This window comes from Sulfuriferula multivorans (assembly GCF_003851125.1).
Taxonomy (GTDB): domain Bacteria; phylum Pseudomonadota; class Gammaproteobacteria; order Burkholderiales; family Sulfuriferulaceae; genus Sulfuriferula; species Sulfuriferula multivorans.
The window spans coordinates 115,597-135,257 of sequence record NZ_BGOW01000002.1 but is presented as its reverse complement, the minus strand read 5'-3'; the positions used below and the strand labels follow the sequence as shown (position 1 = coordinate 135,257).

The following is a 19,661-nucleotide window of genomic DNA, read 5'->3' as shown; positions in this document are numbered from 1 at the left end:
GTAAGTGAAATTAGGTATCCGTAATTTACAGTTGAAATTACCCTTGTGCTTATTTTGTCCTCAGTTCCGTAAATCGGAATGGGCTATGGAATTTATGTAGATAATATCGAATGTTCGCAATGAGTCGGTAAAGGACTTTTAAGAATATTTACGCGATTTTTTATCCAGACACGCAAAATAAATCAACGGATCAAACGCGGTGCCGTGCCGTTGTGCCTGCCAGATCATCTCGGCCAGGCAGTCCATGATTTCATGCTGCGCGTGCATCGGGTCGCCGGTTTTTTCCAGCAGCGCCTGGTAGTGCGCGCGGATGCCGGGGGGCTGGTCGATGCCGAGCTGTTCGGCGATGGCAAGGTGCATGGACAGATGCAGGAACGGGTTGGTTTCGCCGAATTCGGGCGGGTAGTCGCGTTCCAGATAGCGTCCGGGCTTATCGAGCAGGGCGTGGTATTCGGGGTGCGCCAACAGGGTGTCGAGCACGGTTGTTTCCAGCCCTTCAAGAGGCTGTTGCGCGCGGTATTTGCGCCAGGTGTCGAAAAAGAAGCGGCGCGCGTCGTCGCGGCTGGGGTTAAACATGGTCGGTAAACAATCCGAGTACGGTGGAATATTGCAGCAGTTGATTGGCTGAATTGAGCCAGCCGATTTCGCCATTGCCGTAGAAGCCAATCAACGGCATGTCCGGATAGCGTGCGGTCAGCAATTGCAGATCGCGATCCATGCCGCCATAGAATGACGGCCCGCGCCCCATCGAGGAAAACATCAGGCCGAATTGGGGCGTGGCTGCCAGCAGTTGCTCGGTACGATCCAGCGTGACGCGCATATTGCGTTCGGCGGCCAGCGGCTGGCGCAGCGCCCAGAATACTTTATCGCCCTCGTTGAGGCGTGCGGACAAGGTCACCGAGCGGTCGTCCGGGTTGGTGGCGATGACCTGCACCAGACGGTAGCGGCCTTCAAAAAATGCGGTGGACGGTTCGCCGAAGGTGACTGCCGCCATGATGAGATGTAGCGGGATGTGGTCGAGTTCGCGCACTTCCAGCGGCAGTTCGCGCGCCAGCACATTGAGTGCCGACTGACGCCCCAGACTGAGCAGGTCGAAGCCGTTGACCTGGGTGACTTCGGTCGGGGCGGTCAGCGCACGGATGCCCTGCGATACGCCCATCATCCCGCGCACGCCTTGCAGGGTCATCTCGCAGCGTCCGCTGGCGCAGACTTTGCCGCCGCTCCATACCTTGTAGGGTCCGCGTCCGGTCGCGTCACCCGATACGGCGCCGAGGCGCTGGCCGGGTGCGCCGATCCAGTTGGTATCAATCGCATTGGGCGCGGTGAGGGCGAGTATCAGGTCGTCGTCCGCGGGGGTGTGCACCGCACTCAAACTCAGCTCGCCGCCAAACACCATGGCCGCCGCCGCGGGCGAATCCAGCACCCAGTCCTGCTCGGTAAAGATTCCCGCTGCGCTGCACCCGACAATCTGCATGCACTGGCTCTGGCGCGAGGCGGCGAGCAGGGCGGGTTGCGGATCGTGGGCGAAATCGGCAGACAAAAACAACAGCACGCTGTTGGGATGGCTGATATCGGCACGCTGCATGGCCTGCGCCACCGCCTGCGTGGCGAGGTCGGAAGTCGGCGTGTTGCCGATGGCAAGGCCGGTGGCGACGCTCATGTCAGCCCGCCGTTTTCTGCGGATATTCGCACAGGTCGGCAATCAGGCAATGCGGGCAATCGGGTTTGCGCGCCTTGCAGATATAACGGCCATGCAAAATCAGCCAGTGGTGGGCGTCCTGCAGGTATTCGCGCGGGATATTCTTCATCAGCTTGTGCTCGACTTCGAGTACGGTTTTGCCGGGGGCCAGCGGAATCCGGTTGGCGACACGGAAAATATGCGTATCGACCGCCATGACCGCTTCGCCAAACGCGGTATTGAGCAGCACGTTGGCGGTTTTGCGCCCGACGCCGGGCAAGGCTTCAAGCGCCGTACGGGTGGTGGGCACTTCACCGTTGTGCTGCTCGAGCAGGATACGGCAGGTTTCGATCAGGTGCTTGGCCTTGCTCTTGTACAAGCCAATGCGCTGAATGTATTTTTCCAGCCCCACCTGGCCCAGCGCAAGCAGTGCAGCGGGGGTGTTGGCGCGCGGAAACAGGATGCGCGTGGCGAGGTTGACACTCTTGTCGGTGGCTTGCGCCGACAACACCACCGCCACCAGCAGTTCGAACGGGGTGGTGTACTCCAGCTCGGTGGTGGGATGGGGATTGGCCGCCGCGAAGCGTGCAAAAATTTCGCGGCGTTTGGCAGCGTTCATCCGGCGTAGCCGGGGTGCATCAGGTGTGGCGGAACCAGCCGAGCTCAGGCTGCGGCGGACGCGGTGTTGCCTTGGCTTCTTCTTCCAGCGTGTGCAGCATGTGGTGATGGTCTTCGTCGAGCTTGTGCATCTGCGCGTCGGACAGCTTTGGGAGGATCGTGCCTTTGATGAATCCGCCCAGATCGATCAGCGCTGTGGTCCAGGCACCCTGGCGCAGATGGAAATCCACATGCGAATGCTGGCCGAACGGATAGTGAGTGAATTCCATGCCTTTGGTGGCCTTGAGGTCGGCGTCCGCCATGACAAAATTCTTCGCCCAGTCATACCACCACTTGTAATATTTTTCCTGCATGGCAGGATTGAGATTGTAGCGCTCGTAAAAACCGAACACGCTGACGCGATTGGTATTGCCGCTGAAAGGGAAATGTCCGGACATGCCTGGTTCCTCTGAATCAAATAATCGATGAAGACCGCTATTCTAAGAAAAATCGGCGCGTGATGCCAGTCGAGATACGCCCGGTTGCCGAATTGCGCTACACTTCTAAGGTCACTTTCTGAGCTAGTCCAATGAATCAAGGCACTTTTGAACCTAAAAACGATTTGGAAAAACAGCTGCAGTGTGCGCTGGATGGCAGCGTTTCCGGCGATGATTTCATCCATTACCTGATGGATGCGCAAATATTCATGCCGGTCGAAGACGAAACAAACGAGATCAAGGGCTTTCAGCGCAGCACGCGCGCCCAGCCGTTGGTGGTTGAGGATGAGACTGGAACCAAGGTGCTGGTGCTGTTCACCAGCCCGGAACGCGCCAAGACATTCGTCGAGCACTATCCCGGGTTTGGCGGGGGGCTGCTTACCGAATTTTCCTGGGTGTTGCGGAAAATGGGCGCGCCCGCCGGCATCGCATTAAACCCGGGGCTGGAAGCGGGTTTCGATCTGGAGCCGGAAATGGTTGCGGATTTGATGGCGAGTCTGCCGCCGGAGGCATGATGGGTACACGCCAAGTGGGGGAAAGATACTCACCCGATCACACCACTTACTCGGAAGCAACCCAGTATTGCTATCGCGATGGTGTGCATGATCTGGTGCTGTTCTGGACCAACCCGACGCCCGAAGAAGTGGGCGGGTTCCGTACCCAGCCGGTCGAGTTTGCGCTGTATGTTCAGCAACCGGTGCTGTTTCTGCTGTATCGAATCGAGGATGTATGCGAGTGGTCGGACGTGGCTTATAACGTGCATCAGTTGCGCCCGGACGAGCAGGCCGTGCCGGTCAATCCGCCCGGCGACAGTGCGCGCGTGCAAATGACGCTGGTGGACGCCAGCAACGGGATTATCCAGGCCAAGCGTGTAGTTGGCATGGGGCCGGCGATGACGCAGGCAATGCGCCATACACTGGAAGAGCAGACCCAGTTGCCGTATTCGCGCTTTGACTATGATGCGCTGGTGCAGCAAGCCTATGCGCGTTATCCCGATAGCGATGCCATGCTCAAGGATGCGTGGCTGTCGGAAGCCGCCGAAAGCGAGAATTAACGATGTGGGCACCGCTAAAAATTCAAACTTCGTTGCGATACGGCGTTGCTCCAGAATTTTTATCGTGCCTTGTCTCGCCTAGAATTTTGAATTTTTAGAGGTGCCCATGTTACCCCCTGCTGCACTGGCGGATTTCACCACAGCGCTGTCTGCCGAGCGCGTCTTCACCGACGCGGTGACCCTGGCGCTGTACAGTCACGATGAAACCCCCCGCTCCTGTCTGCCTGACGCGGTATTGTTTCCTGCCAGCCATGAACACGTCGTCGCACTGATGCGCGTGGCGCTTGCCCACCATATTGCGCTGGTGGCGCGCGGCGCAGGCTCGGGCAACGTGGGGGGTGCGCTGCCTGCCCCGGGTAGTGTGGTGGTGAGTTTCGAGTGCATGAACGCCATCCTTGAATTCAATCCAGCCGACCGCTACATGGTGGTGCAGCCCGGTGTGGTGACGGCGGACATCGAACTTGCCGCGCGCGCGCATGGCCTGTTCTATCCGCCCGACCCGGGCAGTTCACCCTACTGCCAAATCGGCGGCAATCTGGCGATGAATGCAGCCGGACCGCGCGCAGTGAAATACGGCGTGACGCGCGACTATGTGCTGGGGCTGCGTGCCGTGGCCGGTACCGGTGCCGAACTGCGTACCGGCTGCCGGACCACCAAGGGCGTGACCGGCTATGACCTCACGCGTCTGCTGGTGGGATCGGAAGGCACGCTGGGGCTGATTACCGAAGCCACGCTCAAGCTATTGCCCGCGCCCGAAGCACGCGCCACTTTGCGCGTGTGTTATGCGACCAATCTGGATGCGTGCGCCGCGGTGGCGCGGGTAATGAACCAGGCGGTGGTGCCGTGCGCGCTGGAGTTCATGGATCAGCGTTCCCTTCTGGCGATCCAGGCGGCGGGTGCGGCGACCGGCTTGCCTGACGGTACGGAGGCGTTGCTGATGGTGGAAGCCGATGGCGCTGCGAGCGATCTGCCGCGCCAGATCGGTGCGCTGAAAACTGCGCTGCAGGGCAATGGCATGCTCGAATTGCTGGAGGCGGACAATCCCGCAGATGTTGCCCGGTTGTGGCAGGCGCGCAGATCGCTGTCGCATGCGGTGAAGCGTATCGCACCGTTGAAAATCAATGAGGACGTCGTGGTCCCGGTATCGCGTCTGGCTGAACTGGTCGGCTATATTGACCGGTTGGCTGAGCGCTTCGCATTGCCCATCGTCAGCTTTGGTCATGCCGGCAACGGTAACCTGCATGTCAATATCATGGTGAATCCGGCTGACTCGCAACAGATGAAAAATGCCAGGCAGGCTTTGCGGGAATTATTTTCCCAGGTATTGGAACTGGGCGGGACGTTGTCGGGCGAGCATGGTATCGGCAGTGAAAAGCGCGATTATGTCAGTATGGAGATTAATGCAGCCAGTCTGGAAATGATGCGTTTAATCAAGGCGAAATTCGATCCACAGGGTCTGCTCAACCCCGGAAAGCTCCTTCCGCTGTGAAAATTGTTGCGGCAAACTGTTTACAATACCGCCGTGGCTCCATATAATGCGCGTCTTTCGGGGGTATAGCTCAGCTGGGAGAGCGCTTGCATGGCATGCAAGAGGTCAGCGGTTCGATCCCGCTTACCTCCACCAGAAAAGTGGAGCCGAATGCACAAAGTTGGCATAGTGACGGTCTGGGCAGGTATCTTGATGAGCGTGCTTGGATTGATTTTCGGTGCCATCGATTTGGTTGAATATGGTGAGCCGAGTATCTGGATGGCCATGATACCCGCAGGGTTCGCCCTGTTGTTGCTGGGTACAGTAGTAACGCAGTTTTCCGGAAAATAGGAAACTGCTCGCGTCGAGTTGCACACAGGTCCCCATCGTCTAGAGGCCTAGGACACCGCCCTTTCACGGCGATAACACGAGTTCGAATCTCGTTGGGGACGCCAGTCTTGACGGGCTGCAGCGATGCAGCCCGTTTGTTTTCCGATGCTTCGCCATTGGAAAATTGGAGTGGTAGTTCAGTTGGTTAGAATACCGGCCTGTCACGCCGGGGGTCGCGGGTTCGAGTCCCGTCCACTCCGCCAACCATTAAAAAACCGCAAAATCACGCTGTGATCTTGCGGTTTTTTATTTTCCGCGCAGAGGTTTCCTCGGCGACGCGTTGATTGATGCGTTCAGATGATCCGGGCAGCCGCCAGAAACAGGCTGACCACGCATAAGAATCCGGCAGCCCACGCCGCCGAGCGCAGCGTGGCCAGGTTCGCGATATAAAAGACGCCATGCAGCAACCGCACTGTGACAAAGCCGAGGGCAAGCCAGTCGGTCAAAGCACTTTGGCCGATCAATAGGTGTGCGGTAATAACGGCAGCAGCGAAGGGTGGAAACGCTTCGAACCCGTTCAGATGAGCCCAATTCGAACGCTGACGCCAGCCTGTGGCACGCGCCAGATATTCGCGCGGCGCGCTATTGTCATAATCGCGGCCGAATTTCGCGATTACAGCGAATAGGTAGGGTATCAGCGCTGCAGCCAATACCATCCACAAGGCAATTGTCATCTGAGTCCCTTTTGTCGTCGTAACAGCGCAGGCTGCAAGCGCTTAATTTAATCCGGCTTTATCACCCTGTTCCCGAATTGTGGCAAGGAGGGGGTGAGCCTGGATTTCTCGAAGCCGCAATGAGCGTCAGGATGAATCCGCGCTTAATGCCTTGCAGGTGTTGATCAGGCCGTTGGTCGAACTGTCGTGCTCGCTGACCTGGCCGGGGCTGACCAGTCCCTGTTCGATGGCGCCTGCCAGCTGCTTGCCCAGTTCCACCCCCCACTGGTCGAACGAATTCACATCCCAGATCATGCCTTGCACGAATACCTTGTGCTCATACAGGGCGATCAGTGCGCCCAGGGTATGCGGGTCAAGTTTGCGGTAGAGCAGGGTATTGCTGGGGCGATTGCCGGGAAATACCTTGTGCGGCAGCAGCGCCTTGATTTCAGCGTCATCCAGATGGGCGGCAGTGAGTTCGGCACGTACCTCGGCGCGAGTTTTTCCCAGCATCAATGCCTTGCTCTGGGCAAAACAGTTGGACAGCAGCACTTGATGCTGATGATCGATCGGATTATGCGATTCGGCAGCTGCCAGAAAATCAGCGGGGATCAGCCGTGTGCCCTGATGGATGAGCTGATAGAACGCGTGTTGGCCATTGGTGCCGGGCTCGCCCCAGATAATCGCACCGGTGGCATAGTGGACAGGTTTGCCCGCGCGCGTGACGCTCTTGCCGTTGCTCTCCATATCGAGTTGCTGGAGATAGGCGGGAAAGCGTGCCAGATATTGATCGTAGGGCAGCACCACCTGGCTTTGCGCATCCCAGAAATTGTTGTACCAGATGCCCAGCAGCGCCATGATCACCGGCATGTTTTGCGCCAGTGGGGCGGTACGGAAATGCTGGTCCATGGCGAAAGCCCCGCCGAGCAGCCTGGTAAAGTTGTCCATACCGATCATCAGCGCAACCGACAATCCCACTGCCGACCACACCGAATAACGTCCGCCGACCCAATCCCAAAAGCCGAACATGTGGTCGGTATCGATACCAAAGGCGCGGACTTTTTCGGTATTTGTCGAGACTGCAACGAAGTGCCGGGCGATCGCTGCTTCGTCTTTAAAGGCAGCGAGCAACCAGCGTCTGGCCGCCTGCGCGTTAAGCAGGGTCTCCGGCGTGCCGAAAGACTTCGAGGCGACGATAAACAGCGTGGTTTCGGGGTCCAGGCGGCGCAGGGTTTCACTGATATGGGTAGGGTCCACATTGGAAACGAAATGCGGGGTAAGGCCTTTTTGCCAGTATGGCGTAAGTGCCTGGGTGACCATTACCGGGCCCAGGTCGGAGCCGCCGATGCCGATATTCACGATGTCGGTAATGCGTTTGCCGGTGTGTCCGCGCCATTTGCCGCTGCGCACTGCCTGGGTGAATTTTTTCATGCGTGCCAGCACTTTGAGCACTTCCGGCATGACGTCTTCGCCATCCACAAACACCGGCTGCTCCGAGCGGTTGCGCAGCGCAGTGTGGAGTACCGCACGGTGCTCGGTAAGATTGATTTCGACGCCGTCGAACATCGCCTCGATGGCCGTTTGCAGTGGACTGGTTCGCGCCAGCTTGATCAACTGCTTCATGGTATCCGGCGTGATGCGGTTTTTTGAGTAATCCAGCAGGATGCCGGCTGCGCTTATTGAAAACCGTTCGAAGCGTTTTTTATCCTTTGCGAACAGTTTGCGCAGGGATGTTTTGGCCAATGCTTTGCGTTGAGTCTTCAGTGCCTGCCAGGCAGGGGAGAGGGTAGGGTCAGACATTGCTATGTAGTCGCTCCAGCCAGTTGAATTATTGTCCGTTATGCACAAGGATAACGCCAGCCAATGGCGGGACGGTCAGCGTTAGGGATGCAGGGTATCCCATCCATGCTGCGGCATCGGCCGGCAGACCGGCGCCGTTGCCCGCATTGCTGCCACCGTAGTATATTGAATCACTGTTAAATATTTCTGAATATGAACCTGTTTGCGGCACACCAATTCGATAGTTGGTGCGCAGCACCGGGGTAAAGTTCAACACGACGATGACGTACGAGCCGTCGCCGGCATAGCGTATATAGCTCAATACGGATTGTTCCGCGTCATGGCAATCGATCCAGGCGAAACCGTTCGCCGAGAAGTCCAGCTGATGCAATGCCGGGGTGTCGCGGTACAGGTGATTGATGTCGCGCACCAGTTTCTGGACGCTGTCGTGCCAGTGGCTTTGCTGCAGACTCCAGTCCAGTTCCCAGCCTGAATCCCACTCGCGCCCTTGCGCAAATTCGTTGCCCATGAAGTTGAGCTTTTTCCCTGGGGTGGTCATTTGGTAAGTAAATAGCAGGCGCAGGTTGGCGAATTGTTGCCAGGCATCCCCCGGCATTTTGCCGATCAGCGAGCCTTTGCCGTGTACCACTTCATCGTGCGAGAACGGCAGCATGAAATTCTCGGTATAGGCATACAGCTGGCCAAAGGTAAGCTTCTCGTGGTGATGCTTGCGATGCACCGGATCGTGGCGAATATAGGTCAGGGTGTCATTCATCCAGCCCATGTTCCATTTCATCGAGAAACCCAGTCCGCCCAGATACACCGGTCGTGACACCATCGGCCACGAGGTGGATTCTTCCGCCAGCGTCAGTGCACCGGGGAAATCGTCGTGCACCATGATATTCAACGCGCGCAGAAATTCGATGGCCTCCAGGTTTTCGCGCCCGCCGAACTTGTTGGGCAACCATTCGCCCGCTTCGCGTGAATAGTCGAGATAGAGCATTGACGCTACTGCATCCACCCGCAGGCCATCGAAGTGGAACTCGGCCAGCCAGTAGTGCGCGCTGGAGAGCAGGAAGCTTTTCACCTCGTTGCGGCCATAATTGAAAATATAGGTGCCCCAGTCCTGATGGAAGCCGATACGCGGGTCTTCATGTTCATACAGGGCTGTACCGTCAAAGCGCGCCAGCGCAAAAGCGTCTTGCGGGAAATGCGCGGGCACCCAGTCCAGCAATACCCCCAGTCCGGCCTGGTGGCAGGTATCGATGAAGTAGCGCAGGTCATCCGCACTGCCGAAGCGGCTGGTTGGCGCAAAGTAGCCGGTGGCTTGATAGCCCCAGGATTCATCCAGAGGGTGTTCGTTGATCGGCATCAGCTCGATATGGGTATAGCCCATGCCGAGTACGTAGGGAACGAGGTGCTCGGCCAGTTCGCGATATGTGTAAAAGCGACCGTCCGGGTGGCGTCGCCACGAACCGGCATGGATTTCGTAGACGTTCATCGGCGCCTGCAGCCAGTTGCGCTCACCGCGCGTGGTCAGCCAGAGCGCGTCGTTCCAGGTGTGGCTGGAAACCGGTGCCACGCGCGAGGCAGTGCCGGGGCGCAGTTCGGCAAACCGCGCGTAAGGGTCGCTTTTCAACAGCAACTGGCCGCTATGGCGGTTGTGTATCTCATATTTGTAATGTGCGCCTGCAATGATGTCGGGAATGAACAATTCCCACACCCCGGAATCGCCATGCGCACGCATCGGGTGCTTGCGCCCATCCCAGTGGTTGAAGTCCCCCACTACCGAGACACGGTCTGCGTTGGGCGCCCACAATGCAAAGCGCACCCCGTCTACTTCATCTACGCGGTATGGCTGGCTTCCCAGCATTTGATAAGCTTGATTTAACCGGCCTTCATTGAACAGGTACAGATCGTGCTCAGTGAGTTGGAGAGGGAAGGCGTAAGGATCATGATCGACGACTTCGCCGCTGGGATAAGTGCGGCGTATGCGATAAGGATGAACCGGTGCAACTGCCCCACGCCATTCAAATACGCCGCGTATATCCACACGTTGCAACTCGGTTTCGGCACCATTATCGAGCAGGAACATGGATAGGGCATCAGGATCGTATACACGGATTACCCATCCGGCATCCAATTGGTGCGGCCCGAGCAATTCGCACGGATTATGTGCATGCCCGCCGGTGAGGGCGTCAAATTGGGGAAGTGTACGGGCAGCGCTAGCAATATTAGCCACGGGCAGGTTGGGGGTCATGGGCTGGACTGTATCGGCGTTCATTGGTGTGGGCTATTATAGCCATGAGGGGATCGTAATCATTCGATCAACAAATAAAGCAAAAAAGGAGCCTGTCTTGCAAAAAGATTTTCCGCGTTTTGTCAGTCGCCTTACTAAAAATACCGTGGCGCTGATCCTTGCAGGGGGTCGTGGTTCCCGCCTGAAACAATTAACCGACTGGCGCGCCAAGCCCGCCGTGCCATTCGGAGGAAAGTTCCGCATTATCGACTTCCCGCTATCCAATTGCCTCAACTCCGGTATCCGTCGCATTGGTGTACTGACGCAGTATAAGGCACACTCGATGATCAAACACATCCAGCGTGGCTGGGGGTTTTTGCGCGGCGAGTTCAACGAATTCATCGAACTGTTGCCAGCGCAGCAGCGGATCTCGGAACTGAATTGGTACAAGGGTACCGCAGATGCCGTGTTTCAGAATATGGATATTGTGCGAAATCACGAACCGGACCATGTGCTGATTCTGGCTGGCGATCACATTTACAAAATGGACTATGGAGAAATGCTGGCCTGCCATGTCAGCCATGCAGCCGATATGACGATGGCGTGTATCGAGGTGCCGATAGAACAGGCACATGCGTTTGGTGTCATGACCGTGGGGGAAGACGGGCGTGTGTTGGATTTCACTGAAAAACCAACGGAAAATCCCGCCACGATTCCCGGAAACCCGCAGCGGGTACTGGCCTCCATGGGTGTATATGTGTTCAACGCCAGCTTTCTTTACGAACAACTGATTCGCGACGCGGACGATCCCAATTCAGACCATGATTTCGGCCACAATATCATTCCCTATTTAATCTCGCGCTACCGCGTATATGCGCACAGTTTCAAAGACAGCTGCATCGGCAGCTTACCCGGCGGCGAGCCCTATTGGCGTGACGTGGGTACTGTAGAAGCCTATTGGTCGGCCAATCTGGATCTGGCCAAAATCACACCGGAACTTGATTTGTATGACACGCACTGGCCTATCTGGACCTATCAGGAACAGTTGCCGCCAGCCAAATTTGTATTCGACGAAGAAGAGAGACGCGGTGTGGCCATGGATAGCACGGTGTCGGGTGGCTGCATTATCAGCGGTGCCACGGTGCGGCGCTCGGTGCTGTTTTCCAATGTACAGATCAATAGCTTTGCTACGGTGGAAGATGCGGTAATACTGCCGGACGTTGATATTGGTCGACATGCCTATTTACGCCGCTGTGTGATAGACAAGGGCTGCAAGATACCTGAGCGTATGGTGGCGGGCGTAGATCGCACGGAAGACGAACGACGTTTTTATGTGACCGAAAACGGCGTTACGCTGATTACACCGGGCATGCTCGGCCAGTATCCGCACCAGATCCGCTAGACGCAATTCGAAACAGGCAGTGCAATGGTTTTTTTCAGGGTTTGTTTATGACTACACGTTGTCTTGATCTTGTCCTGTGCTGGCATTTTCACCAGCCAGATTACCGTGACTATGCCACCGGTGAATACCGTCTGCCCTGGACTTATCTGCACGCCATCAAGGATTACAGTGACATGGCGGCGCATCTGGAGGCGCATCCGCTAATGCGGGTGACGTGTAATTTCGTGCCGGTTCTGCTCGACCAGCTGGAAGACTACACCAGCCAGTTCAAAGCAAACAACCCGCGCGATCCATTGCTTGCATTGCTGATCGAACCGGAGCTGGCACACATCACGCAAGCGCAACGCGATCTGATCCTGGAATATTGCTTTCGCTGCAACCACGTCACCATGGTGCGGCCATATGCCGCCTATCATCAACTGGCTGAGTTGTTCCAGCTGGCAGAGCGGCAGGGAAGCGATGCGCTGAATTATCTTTCCGGGCAATACCTCGCCGATCTGGTGACCTGGTACCACCTGGTCTGGATGGGCGAGACAGTGCGGCGTCGCTATCCGTGGTTGCTGGATCTGATGAAAAAAGGCCGCGGCTTTACCCTGGCAGACCGGCGCAGCGTGTATCAATTGATCGGCGAAGTGATGACCGACCTGATTCCGCGTTACCGCAAGCTCACTGCCTCCGGTCAGGTGGAAATATCCAGTACGCCGCACTATCATCCGATAGCACCGGTTTTGATGGATTTTGCCGCCGCGCGCGAGGCCTGGCCGCAATGCGAATTGCCCGTCGAACCCGTATATCCCGGTGGTGAGGTGCGCGTGCGGCGTCACCTGGATTCCGCACTTGTCAGTCATAAGGCGCGATTCGGTGCTGTGCCGCAGGGTATTTGGCCGGCTGAAGGCGGTATCTCGACGGCGCTGCTGGGGGTGTTCGACGAAGCTGGGCTGGCGTGGACTGCGAGCGGCGAGGCTGTGCTGTCCAACAGCCTGCATGCTGCCAAGGTTGCGGACGCCGACCAGCGCCAGTTGCGCTACCGCCCCTATCGGGTGGCCGCGCACAAGACACTGTGTTTTTTCCGCGACGACAAGCTGTCCGACATGATCGGTTTTGAATACTCGAAATGGCATGCCAACGATGCCGTCAAGCATTTCGTCGCCGAACTGGAAGCCATTCTGCATCAGACTCCGGAGCACGAAACCCCGGTGGTGAGCGTGATTCTGGATGGCGAGAACGCCTGGGAATACTATCCCTACAACGGCTATTTCTTCCTTGATGAACTATATACCGCTCTGGAGAATCATCCCGACATTCATCCCCACAGCTTTGCCAGCTATCTGGCGGAGCGCGTCCAGCACCCCCATGCCGCGCAAATTGGCGAGTTGCCGCACCTGGTAGCGGGTAGCTGGGTTTACGGCACGTTTTCGACCTGGATTGGCGTGCCGGAAAAAAACCGTGCCTGGGATCTGTTGGCGCGCGCCAAGCAGCAGTATGACCTGGTCATGGCAACCGGCAAGCTGAGCGCAGCAGAAAAAACCGCCGCCGAAGCGCAATTGTGCGACTGCGAGAGTTCGGACTGGTTCTGGTGGTTTGGCGGCTACAACCCGCGTCACAGCGTAGAGAGCTTCGATCGCCTGTATCGCGCCAATCTGGTTCAGCTCTATCACCTGCTCAAGCTGCCTGTGCCGGAAGCGCTAAGCGTCCCGATCAGCCATGGAGGCAGCGAAGCGGAGGCGGGAGGCACCATGCGCCGGGCATCCTGATCCATACAGAGGCTTTTTCTTATTCAAGACGCCGGACACGTTAATCCATGAATCCCACCATTTCACTGCTTTTCGGCGTACATGCCCACCAGCCGGTGGGTAATTTTACTGAAGTGCTCGATGACGCTCACCAGCGCTGTTACGGGCCGTTTATCCGCACCCTGTATCGTTATCCAGGGTTCCGTTTTGCTGCGCATTTTTCCGGCTGGCTGCTCGATTATCTGCTGCGTGTTTACCCGGAAGACATGGCGCTGCTCAAACAAATGGTGGCGCGCGGCCAATTGGAAATGGTCGGCGCAGGCGACACCGAACCGGTACTGGCGGTCATTCCCTATCGCGACCGCATCAGCCAGCTCAACGCCTTGTCTGACCGGCTTCATGCTGCCTTCGGCCAGCGCCCGCAGGGTGCCTGGCTGACCGAGCGGGTATGGGAAGCGACCGTAGTGCCGGCGCTGGCGGATGCCGGTGTTGGTTACGTCACGGTGGACGACTATCATTTTCTTTGCGCCGGTCAGGATGCAGACAAGCTCGACGGTTTTTTTTCAACTGAGGAAGATGGCCGTCGCCTGGATCTTTATCCGATTTCCGAGGCATTGCGGTATCGACTGCCGTTCGCACCCGCGCATGAGGCGGTTGCCTATATCGAATCCCTGGCCAAAACCGGCGAAGCGGCAGCTATTTATTTTGATGACATTGAAAAATTCGGTATCTGGCCGGAGACTTACGCCTGGGTTTTCGAACAAGGCTGGCTGACCCAGTTTATTGAAGGCGTGCTGGCCTCGCAGATTATTCGTACCGAAACTTTTAGCGAACATCATGCGCGCACCAGGACCCAGGGCGTCGTGTATTTACCGACTACCTCGTACATTGAAATGAACGAATGGACGCTGCCTGAGCATGTTGCAACGCGCTATGCAGAGCTGATTGCTGCGAGCAAGGCGGGCGGTCGTTTCGATGGGGAGAAAGCCTTTCTGCGCGGCGGTATCTGGAAAAACTTTTTCTCGGTGTATCCCGAATCCAACTGGATGCACAAACGTATGCTAAGCCTGTCACAACGTCTGCACGCGCTGCCGGCGCAACAGGCAAGCGGGCGCATGCAGGTGTTGCTGCATGAAGCCCAGGCCAACGATGCCTACTGGCATGGTTTGTTTGGCGGGCTGTACTTGCCGCACCTGCGCCGCGCTGTGTATCACGCCATCGTCGAACTGGAACAGCTGCTGGACGGTGTTTTGCCACGCCCGGCGCTGTTGCGCGAAGATGTGGATATGGATGGCAACGATGAGATGTTCCTGCACAACTCGACTATGCAGGCGGTAGTGAGACTGGATGGCAGCGCCAGTGTGATCGAACTGGATGCTTATCGTCTGCATCACAATTTTGGCGATACCCTGCGCCGTCAGCCGGAGCATTATCACCACAAAACCTTGATCAACGATGCTGTTGCTGCGCAACACGGCGATGGCATCAGCTCCGCCCATGATCGCATCAGTTTCAAGCACGTTGTGACGCAGGACGATCTGGCCTACGATACGTCGGGACGTACGCTTTTCAGGGACGCGCTGCATACCGCTGAAGGTGTAGTGCCGCTGGATTTTGTGCTGCAGGCAAGTACCGACGATAGTCTGAGCTTTGTTGCCCAGACCAGTGCAGGTGCTCTACACAAACATATTGTCATGCTGGACGGACAGCTGAAGGTGGTTTACCAGTTTCCCGATAATCTGCATGGCCAATTCAGCATCGAAATGAATCTGGCCATGCCCAGTTGCGATGGGCCGGCGGGCCGCTTTGTGCTGGATGACCAGATTGCCGGGGGATTCGGCCAGCCGCTGACAGTGGAAAGCATGGATCAAATCAGGCTGGAAGATGAAGTGCTGGGGGGAAGCGTATCGCTGAATCTGAGCCAGCCAGCCGGATTTACAGCACATCCTCTGTTTACGGTATCGCAATCTGAAGCCGGATTTGAGAAAATCATGCAGGCTGTGACATTGCAACTGGACTGGCAACTCCCCACAGGAGAAAATCAGATGGAACTCAGCCTGATCATATCCCCTGTTTGATTGCTATCTAACCGGAGTCGTTTATGCATAAAAAAACCGTCGAAAAGAATAAGGTGGTCTATCTCACCTACAGCATCATTGACCAGAATGGAGCGGTGTTCGAGCAGTATGATGTGCCCATCGGTTATGTGCACGGTGCCAATAGCGGATTGTTTGAGAAAATCGAAATCTCGCTGGCAGGGCATGAGGAAGGCGAACGGGTGGAGGTGGTACTTCCTCCTTCAGACGGTTTTGGACAGCATCAGCCTGAGCTTACCTATACCGACAGCATCGAGAACGTGCCGCCGCAGTTTCGCCACGTTGGCGCAGCGGTGAGTTTTGAAAACGACACTGGCGAGAGCAAGGAATTTCGCGTGACAAAAATCGAGGACGGCAAGCTCACCGTGGATGGAAACCATCCGCTGGCCGGACAGACCGTGCGCTTCATCGTCAATATCGTGGATATACGCGATGCGACTGCAGAAGAAATTGCCAACGGTCGGCCGGAAGATGCCAGCGCGCCGAGGCTGCATTGAACCTCCCCTATTACAGGGTCAATTAAACCGTGCTGTGCATTCTGCCGAGTAATTAGCGTACATTAGAAAAAGAAAAATACCTGAAGATGCGTATCTTCAGGAAATCCACCGCTACCAGATACAACAAAACCAGCAGCCCCCCCGACCAGCGCAGGGCTTGTTGCCGTCATCAGAATACCCCGGGTTGCCAGTACGCTCATCAGGACAATGTCCGGGACGGAGACCAGCACTAGCCAGCAGCCGGGCCGGGATTGCCAGAAATGACGTCGCTCGCGGACCAGGTACACATTATCTTGTCCGGTAAACACCAGCATGACGTAGATCAGCGTCTGCAATTGCGCCAGAGGCAGGTGCAGCCAGTTTTCCTTTGGAATGAAAAGAAACGTCCAAAATGCGTTGTTCTATTTTGCGCGAACCAGCAGGACCGGTTTGATGGCAACACGGACGATCCCTTCCGCTACGCTCCCCAGCAGCAGATGGCTGAACCCTCTCCGCCCGTGGGTGCCAACCACGATCAGATCCGCCGGCCAGGCCGTGGCCTCCTGCGCGATTATTTCGCTGACGCGGCGGTTAACACTATCGCTCTCCAACAGCTTTGCGTCAGCCTTGAGCCCAGCTTCGTGCGCCGCTGCCGCCGAGCGATCGAGAATTGCCGCGCCGGATTTGCGATAGGATTCCCGAATTTCGCCAAAATCCGCATATCCGGTATCCCAATTCAGCGCCGCCTCGTCGACGGCATGCACAATGCGCAGCTCAGCCTGCATTTCCGCAGCCAGCCTGATCGCTTCTTCAACCGCACGATTCGAAGTATCGCTCCCATCCACCGCTACCAGAATGTGTTTATAGGCATCCATTTGCATTCAATCCTCTGTGAATACATCGTTTAAATTCTTGGCATCTTCGATGGCGGAATCGGCCAACATGCCATCCGCACGACAATCACGATCCCCGGACTAGCAGAACGGGTATCTTTGCGCGACGCATAACCCCTTCGGCTACGCTGCCCAGCATCAGATGTTGAATGCCTCGCCGTCCATGGGTTCCCAGGACGATCAGATCCGCTGGCCAGCGTCCGGCCTCCTCAAGAAGGATGTCCGCAATGCCTGCGCCGACGGTCTTTGGCATTGCCGTTTGGATGTCCAGGCCTGCCTCCCGGCAGATTCTGGAAGCTTCCTCAAGAACCTTGACCCCTGCTTCCTGCGCTGCCTTCAACAGAGCTTCCAATGCGGCCCCAGCACCCACCCAGCCACGCGCCTCATAGGCACTCATGGTTTGGTCAATCACATGAATCAATCGCACCTGCGTCTTCTGCTTGTGTGCAAGTTTAATCGCCTCAGCCAACGCCAGTCTGGATGTGTTGCTGCCGTCTACTGCCACTAGAATGTGTGTGTACATCCTTCCTCCTTCCTCTATGGAAAATACGCTGCAAGCTACTGCCTACACGCGAAATACCATCCGCATCCCGACAAAAACTCCGGAATGGAACGGTTGTTTTTGCGGCGGTTGATTCAGTATAGTGGAACGTAGACATGCCGCAGAAAACAGCTTGCAGGGCTATGTGATTAAACGCCGTCAAGTTCAGTCGAATCGGGCATAAGCAATAAAAAAGCCCCCGAACTCGGGGGCTTTTAGTCTTATTGCAATTAATTATTTTGGACAGCTGGCCGTATCGGAAGGCACCTTTCCAACCAGCATCAGGAAACTGCCGAACGGTCCCATCACGCCCATGGCCTCGAGTTTTGGGCCCGAGAATTCTAGACGGCCAAACATCATGGCTTTCATCGGACCGTATTCACCGGCCCCCATTTCCTTCCAGCGCTCAGTCGTCGCATGCATGAGGTAATCCACGCTGGAATCGAGTTTGGCTGTTTCCAGTTTGCCACCGTAAATGCACATGGCCTTGCCGCCTTTGTCGGCAATGCGCATTTCTACGTATGGGCTGCCTTCGCAGTCAGTACGGTACATCTGGATGACCTTGAAGCCGTGACCATGGTCATTTTTAATCCATTTTCCGGCCAGACCGGTGGTCAGGGTGGCGTCCTTATTCCAGGCTTCGCAGGCCTGGGCGGCCCATTCGGCAGACATCATGACCGGCGCTGCGTGTACCTGACCTGCAAGCATGGCTAAACCGAAACCGGACAAGGCAACGAGTTGTTTCAATCCTGCATGCATGTGTGTGTCTCCTTGATTATGTATGAATAGTTGGAATGATGATTCGGGGTTGTCGTTATTGGCTGCCACCGAAGGCAAAAACTTACCCGCTTCAACCATGCCTGTCAAACTTGTCTTTGCGCCTGTCTACACAATTATCAATGCGGTAATTTGGTGCCCACCTCAGGTGATACATTGCGTGCCCGACACGCCATTAATAGCGTGGACCGGACTTGAAAAAATCACCCGGGCGGTGAAGGGAAAAGCGGCGCTTCCGGTAGTTTGAACCAGCCATACGAATTCAGGAGCCAGCCCGATCAGCTGGATGCAAGCGCCTTGTCATAGGCGTCGGAAAACAGTTTCAACCCGTCCACTTGCAAGGTCTCGCCCACGACATTCAGATCAATACCGATTTTTTCCAGTGCAATATAGTCGGCCTCGGCGGCGGCGATTGCGTTGGTCAATGTTAACTCGACGCGGCCGTGATCGCGAAACGCCGCCAGCGTGGCATCGGGTACGGTGTTGATGGTTTCCGTGCCGATCAGCGCTTCCAGATATTTCACGTCTGAATAGGCCGGATTCTTGGTACCGGTGCTGGCCCATAGCAGATACTGCGGGCGGGCGCCTGCATGCGCCAGATCCGCAAACATGGCACCATGAAAAATATCCTGATAGCGCTGGTAGGCGAGCTTGGCGGTGATCAGCGCCGCGCGTCCGGTCAGGGCTTGCGCAGCATCGCTGTCAATTGTCGCGAGACGTTGATCCACCAGGGTATCCACGCGCGACAGGAACAGGCTGGCAACGGCTTTGACATTGCGCAGATCGCTGCCCTGTGCCAGACGTTGCCTGAGACCACGAATGTAAGCCTCGAACACGCGCACGGTCTGGCGCAGCGAAAACAGCAGGGTGATATTGATGCTGACACCTGCCGTAATCAGCTGCTCAAACGCGACCAGGCCGGCCGCTGTGCCCGGTATCTTGATCAACAGGTTGGGGCGGTTCACCGTGGCGCGCAGGCGTTGCGCGGCGGCAATCGTGGCGGCGCTGTCATGGGCCAGATGTGGCGACACCTCGAGACTGACATAGCCATCAACGCCCTGGCTGCGCTGAAAGCTTGGCAGCAACAGGTCACAAGCTGCCTGAATGTCGGGAACAACCAGCGCTTCATAGCGTTTTTCCGCATCCGCTTCACTGGCTTTGAGGCGTGCCAGATCGTCGTGGTAGTAAGGACTTTCGGCGAGTGCTTTCTGGAATATGCTGGGGTTGGAGGTCACCCCGGAAATGCCGTCATTTTCGATGAGTTGTTGCAGGCCGCCTTCGCGCAGCAGGGTGCGGGAGAGATTGTCCAGCCAGATTGACTGACCTGACTGATTGAGTATGCGCAGTGGATTCATTGCCGGGTTCTCCAAATAATCGGGATGTCTCCT

Annotated in this window: 21 protein-coding genes and 3 tRNA genes; 12 read left to right on the top strand and 12 right to left on the bottom strand. The window is 56.7% G+C overall.

The features are described 5' to 3' along the window. Nucleotides 1–138: 138 nt before the first annotated feature. Genes EI185_RS01860 through EI185_RS01845 form a run of 4 tightly spaced genes read right to left on the bottom strand, consistent with a single transcriptional unit; the run spans nucleotide 139 to nucleotide 2,733 of the window. Nucleotides 139–576 (bottom strand): DUF1841 family protein, encoded by a 438-nt coding sequence (locus EI185_RS01860; protein WP_124703415.1) that lies wholly within the window; start codon nucleotides 574–576, stop codon nucleotides 139–141. Beyond that, on the bottom strand, nucleotides 569–1,660 hold the full coding sequence (locus EI185_RS01855) for an FIST C-terminal domain-containing protein (protein ID WP_124703414.1): 1,092 nt from the start codon (nucleotides 1,658–1,660) through the stop codon (nucleotides 569–571). Before EI185_RS01855 ends, EI185_RS01860 begins: the two co-directional genes overlap by 8 nt. Nucleotide 1,661: 1 nt before the next feature. Continuing rightward, nucleotides 1,662–2,297, bottom strand: coding sequence for an endonuclease III (gene nth, locus EI185_RS01850; RefSeq protein WP_124703413.1), 636 nt, complete (start codon nucleotides 2,295–2,297; stop codon nucleotides 1,662–1,664). A gap of 19 nt (nucleotides 2,298–2,316) precedes the next feature. Beyond that, nucleotides 2,317–2,733 (bottom strand): hypothetical protein, encoded by a 417-nt coding sequence (locus tag EI185_RS01845; protein ID WP_124703412.1) that lies wholly within the window; start codon nucleotides 2,731–2,733, stop codon nucleotides 2,317–2,319. A gap of 131 nt (nucleotides 2,734–2,864) precedes the next feature. Between EI185_RS01845 and EI185_RS01840 the strand changes: the two genes are divergently transcribed. The 7 genes from EI185_RS01840 (at nucleotide 2,865) to EI185_RS01810 (ending at nucleotide 5,887) form a co-directional block, all read left to right on the top strand. Then, nucleotides 2,865–3,287, top strand: a complete 423-nt coding sequence (locus EI185_RS01840; protein WP_124703411.1) for an SseB family protein — start codon at nucleotides 2,865–2,867, stop codon at nucleotides 3,285–3,287. Beyond that, nucleotides 3,284–3,826: a hypothetical protein gene (locus tag EI185_RS01835; RefSeq protein WP_124703410.1), complete on the top strand. Its 543-nt coding sequence runs from the start codon at nucleotides 3,284–3,286 to the stop codon at nucleotides 3,824–3,826. The genes EI185_RS01840 and EI185_RS01835 overlap by 4 nt, the downstream gene beginning before the upstream one ends. 106 nt (nucleotides 3,827–3,932) lie before the next feature. Continuing rightward, nucleotides 3,933–5,315 (top strand): FAD-binding oxidoreductase, encoded by a 1,383-nt coding sequence (locus EI185_RS01830; RefSeq protein WP_124703409.1) that lies wholly within the window; start codon nucleotides 3,933–3,935, stop codon nucleotides 5,313–5,315. Between the two features lie 59 nt (nucleotides 5,316–5,374). Next, a tRNA-Ala gene (locus EI185_RS01825) sits at nucleotides 5,375–5,450 on the top strand. Between the two features lie 15 nt (nucleotides 5,451–5,465). Further along, complete coding sequence (locus tag EI185_RS01820; protein WP_124703408.1) at nucleotides 5,466–5,645, top strand: hypothetical protein; 180 nt, start codon at nucleotides 5,466–5,468, stop codon at nucleotides 5,643–5,645. 28 nt (nucleotides 5,646–5,673) lie between these two features. Then, a tRNA-Glu gene (locus tag EI185_RS01815) sits at nucleotides 5,674–5,749 on the top strand. A gap of 61 nt (nucleotides 5,750–5,810) precedes the next feature. Then, nucleotides 5,811–5,887: transfer RNA gene (locus EI185_RS01810), tRNA-Asp, on the top strand. Between the two features lie 90 nt (nucleotides 5,888–5,977). Here EI185_RS01810 and EI185_RS01805 read toward each other — a convergent pair. From EI185_RS01805 to glgB, 3 genes are all read right to left on the bottom strand, one after another. Then, nucleotides 5,978–6,358 (bottom strand): MAPEG family protein, encoded by a 381-nt coding sequence (locus tag EI185_RS01805; protein WP_124703407.1) that lies wholly within the window; start codon nucleotides 6,356–6,358, stop codon nucleotides 5,978–5,980. Between the two features lie 126 nt (nucleotides 6,359–6,484). Beyond that, the gene (gene pgi / locus EI185_RS01800; RefSeq protein WP_124703406.1) at nucleotides 6,485–8,137 is read right to left on the bottom strand and encodes a glucose-6-phosphate isomerase; all 1,653 of its coding nucleotides are present in this window, start codon (nucleotides 8,135–8,137) and stop codon (nucleotides 6,485–6,487) included. Between the two features lie 28 nt (nucleotides 8,138–8,165). Continuing rightward, nucleotides 8,166–10,376: a 1,4-alpha-glucan branching protein GlgB gene (glgB, locus tag EI185_RS01795; RefSeq protein WP_124703563.1), complete on the bottom strand. Its 2,211-nt coding sequence runs from the start codon at nucleotides 10,374–10,376 to the stop codon at nucleotides 8,166–8,168. 97 nt (nucleotides 10,377–10,473) lie between these two features. Between glgB and glgC the strand changes: the two genes are divergently transcribed. From glgC to EI185_RS01775, 4 genes are read left to right on the top strand one after another with little or no spacing between them, the layout of a single operon-like run. Further along, on the top strand, nucleotides 10,474–11,757 hold the full coding sequence (glgC, locus tag EI185_RS01790; protein ID WP_223247609.1) for a glucose-1-phosphate adenylyltransferase: 1,284 nt from the start codon (nucleotides 10,474–10,476) through the stop codon (nucleotides 11,755–11,757). 47 nt (nucleotides 11,758–11,804) lie between these two features. After that, the gene (locus EI185_RS01785) at nucleotides 11,805–13,511 is read left to right on the top strand and encodes a glycoside hydrolase family 57 protein (RefSeq protein WP_124703404.1); all 1,707 of its coding nucleotides are present in this window, start codon (nucleotides 11,805–11,807) and stop codon (nucleotides 13,509–13,511) included. A 47-nt stretch (nucleotides 13,512–13,558) separates the two neighbouring features. Further along, complete coding sequence (locus tag EI185_RS01780) at nucleotides 13,559–15,568, top strand: alpha-amylase/4-alpha-glucanotransferase domain-containing protein (protein ID WP_124703403.1); 2,010 nt, start codon at nucleotides 13,559–13,561, stop codon at nucleotides 15,566–15,568. A 23-nt stretch (nucleotides 15,569–15,591) separates the two neighbouring features. Beyond that, complete coding sequence (locus EI185_RS01775) at nucleotides 15,592–16,083, top strand: FKBP-type peptidyl-prolyl cis-trans isomerase (RefSeq protein ID WP_124703402.1); 492 nt, start codon at nucleotides 15,592–15,594, stop codon at nucleotides 16,081–16,083. A 62-nt stretch (nucleotides 16,084–16,145) separates the two neighbouring features. On the opposite strand, the gene EI185_RS01770 is transcribed toward EI185_RS01775, so the two are convergent. The 4 genes from EI185_RS01770 to EI185_RS01755 all read right to left on the bottom strand — a co-directional run bounded on the left by EI185_RS01770 (nucleotide 16,146) and on the right by EI185_RS01755 (nucleotide 18,255). Then, entirely contained in the window at nucleotides 16,146–16,418 is a 273-nt protein-coding gene (locus EI185_RS01770) for a hypothetical protein (RefSeq protein WP_124703401.1), read from the bottom strand. A gap of 66 nt (nucleotides 16,419–16,484) precedes the next feature. Further along, entirely contained in the window at nucleotides 16,485–16,937 is a 453-nt protein-coding gene (locus tag EI185_RS01765) for a universal stress protein (protein WP_124703400.1), read from the bottom strand. Nucleotides 16,938–17,022: 85 nt separating this feature from the next. Then, a complete protein-coding gene (locus tag EI185_RS01760) occupies nucleotides 17,023–17,478 on the bottom strand; it encodes a universal stress protein (RefSeq protein WP_124703399.1) in 456 nt (151 codons plus the stop codon). Nucleotides 17,479–17,730: 252 nt separating this feature from the next. Further along, nucleotides 17,731–18,255: an SCP2 sterol-binding domain-containing protein gene (locus EI185_RS01755; protein WP_124703398.1), complete on the bottom strand. Its 525-nt coding sequence runs from the start codon at nucleotides 18,253–18,255 to the stop codon at nucleotides 17,731–17,733. 22 nt (nucleotides 18,256–18,277) lie between these two features. Between EI185_RS01755 and EI185_RS01750 the strand changes: the two genes are divergently transcribed. After that, on the top strand, nucleotides 18,278–18,520 hold the full coding sequence (locus EI185_RS01750) for a hypothetical protein (RefSeq protein WP_124703397.1): 243 nt from the start codon (nucleotides 18,278–18,280) through the stop codon (nucleotides 18,518–18,520). Nucleotides 18,521–18,551: 31 nt separating this feature from the next. Here EI185_RS01750 and tal read toward each other — a convergent pair whose 3' ends face one another. Then, nucleotides 18,552–19,628 carry a transaldolase gene (gene tal, locus EI185_RS01745; protein ID WP_124703396.1) on the bottom strand — a complete coding sequence of 359 codons (1,077 nt, stop codon included), beginning with the start codon at nucleotides 19,626–19,628 and terminating at the stop codon, nucleotides 18,552–18,554. Nucleotides 19,629–19,661 lie beyond the last annotated feature (33 nt).

What these genes read in the sequence shown, in the direction of transcription:
- EI185_RS01860 (WP_124703415.1), bottom strand. Translation starts at nt 576, where the DNA reads ATGTTTAACCCCAGCCGCGACGACGCGCGCCGCTTCTTTTTCGACACC.
- EI185_RS01855 (WP_124703414.1), bottom strand. Translation starts at nt 1,660, where the DNA reads ATGAGCGTCGCCACCGGCCTTGCCATCGGCAACACGCCGACTTCCGAC.
- nth (WP_124703413.1), bottom strand. Translation starts at nt 2,297, where the DNA reads ATGAACGCTGCCAAACGCCGCGAAATTTTTGCACGCTTCGCGGCGGCC.
- EI185_RS01845 (WP_124703412.1), bottom strand. Translation starts at nt 2,733, where the DNA reads ATGTCCGGACATTTCCCTTTCAGCGGCAATACCAATCGCGTCAGCGTG.
- EI185_RS01840 (WP_124703411.1), top strand. Translation starts at nt 2,865, where the DNA reads ATGAATCAAGGCACTTTTGAACCTAAAAACGATTTGGAAAAACAGCTG.
- EI185_RS01835 (WP_124703410.1), top strand. Translation starts at nt 3,284, where the DNA reads ATGATGGGTACACGCCAAGTGGGGGAAAGATACTCACCCGATCACACC.
- EI185_RS01830 (WP_124703409.1), top strand. Translation starts at nt 3,933, where the DNA reads ATGTTACCCCCTGCTGCACTGGCGGATTTCACCACAGCGCTGTCTGCC.
- EI185_RS01820 (WP_124703408.1), top strand. Translation starts at nt 5,466, where the DNA reads ATGCACAAAGTTGGCATAGTGACGGTCTGGGCAGGTATCTTGATGAGC.
- EI185_RS01805 (WP_124703407.1), bottom strand. Translation starts at nt 6,358, where the DNA reads ATGACAATTGCCTTGTGGATGGTATTGGCTGCAGCGCTGATACCCTAC.
- pgi (WP_124703406.1), bottom strand. Translation starts at nt 8,137, where the DNA reads ATGTCTGACCCTACCCTCTCCCCTGCCTGGCAGGCACTGAAGACTCAA.
- glgB (WP_124703563.1), bottom strand. Translation starts at nt 10,376, where the DNA reads ATGACCCCCAACCTGCCCGTGGCTAATATTGCTAGCGCTGCCCGTACA.
- EI185_RS01785 (WP_124703404.1), top strand. Translation starts at nt 11,805, where the DNA reads ATGACTACACGTTGTCTTGATCTTGTCCTGTGCTGGCATTTTCACCAG.
- EI185_RS01780 (WP_124703403.1), top strand. Translation starts at nt 13,559, where the DNA reads ATGAATCCCACCATTTCACTGCTTTTCGGCGTACATGCCCACCAGCCG.
- EI185_RS01775 (WP_124703402.1), top strand. Translation starts at nt 15,592, where the DNA reads ATGCATAAAAAAACCGTCGAAAAGAATAAGGTGGTCTATCTCACCTAC.
- EI185_RS01765 (WP_124703400.1), bottom strand. Translation starts at nt 16,937, where the DNA reads ATGGATGCCTATAAACACATTCTGGTAGCGGTGGATGGGAGCGATACT.
- EI185_RS01760 (WP_124703399.1), bottom strand. Translation starts at nt 17,478, where the DNA reads ATGTACACACACATTCTAGTGGCAGTAGACGGCAGCAACACATCCAGA.
- EI185_RS01755 (WP_124703398.1), bottom strand. Translation starts at nt 18,255, where the DNA reads ATGCATGCAGGATTGAAACAACTCGTTGCCTTGTCCGGTTTCGGTTTA.
- EI185_RS01750 (WP_124703397.1), top strand. Translation starts at nt 18,278, where the DNA reads ATGAATAGTTGGAATGATGATTCGGGGTTGTCGTTATTGGCTGCCACC.
- tal (WP_124703396.1), bottom strand. Translation starts at nt 19,628, where the DNA reads ATGAATCCACTGCGCATACTCAATCAGTCAGGTCAGTCAATCTGGCTG.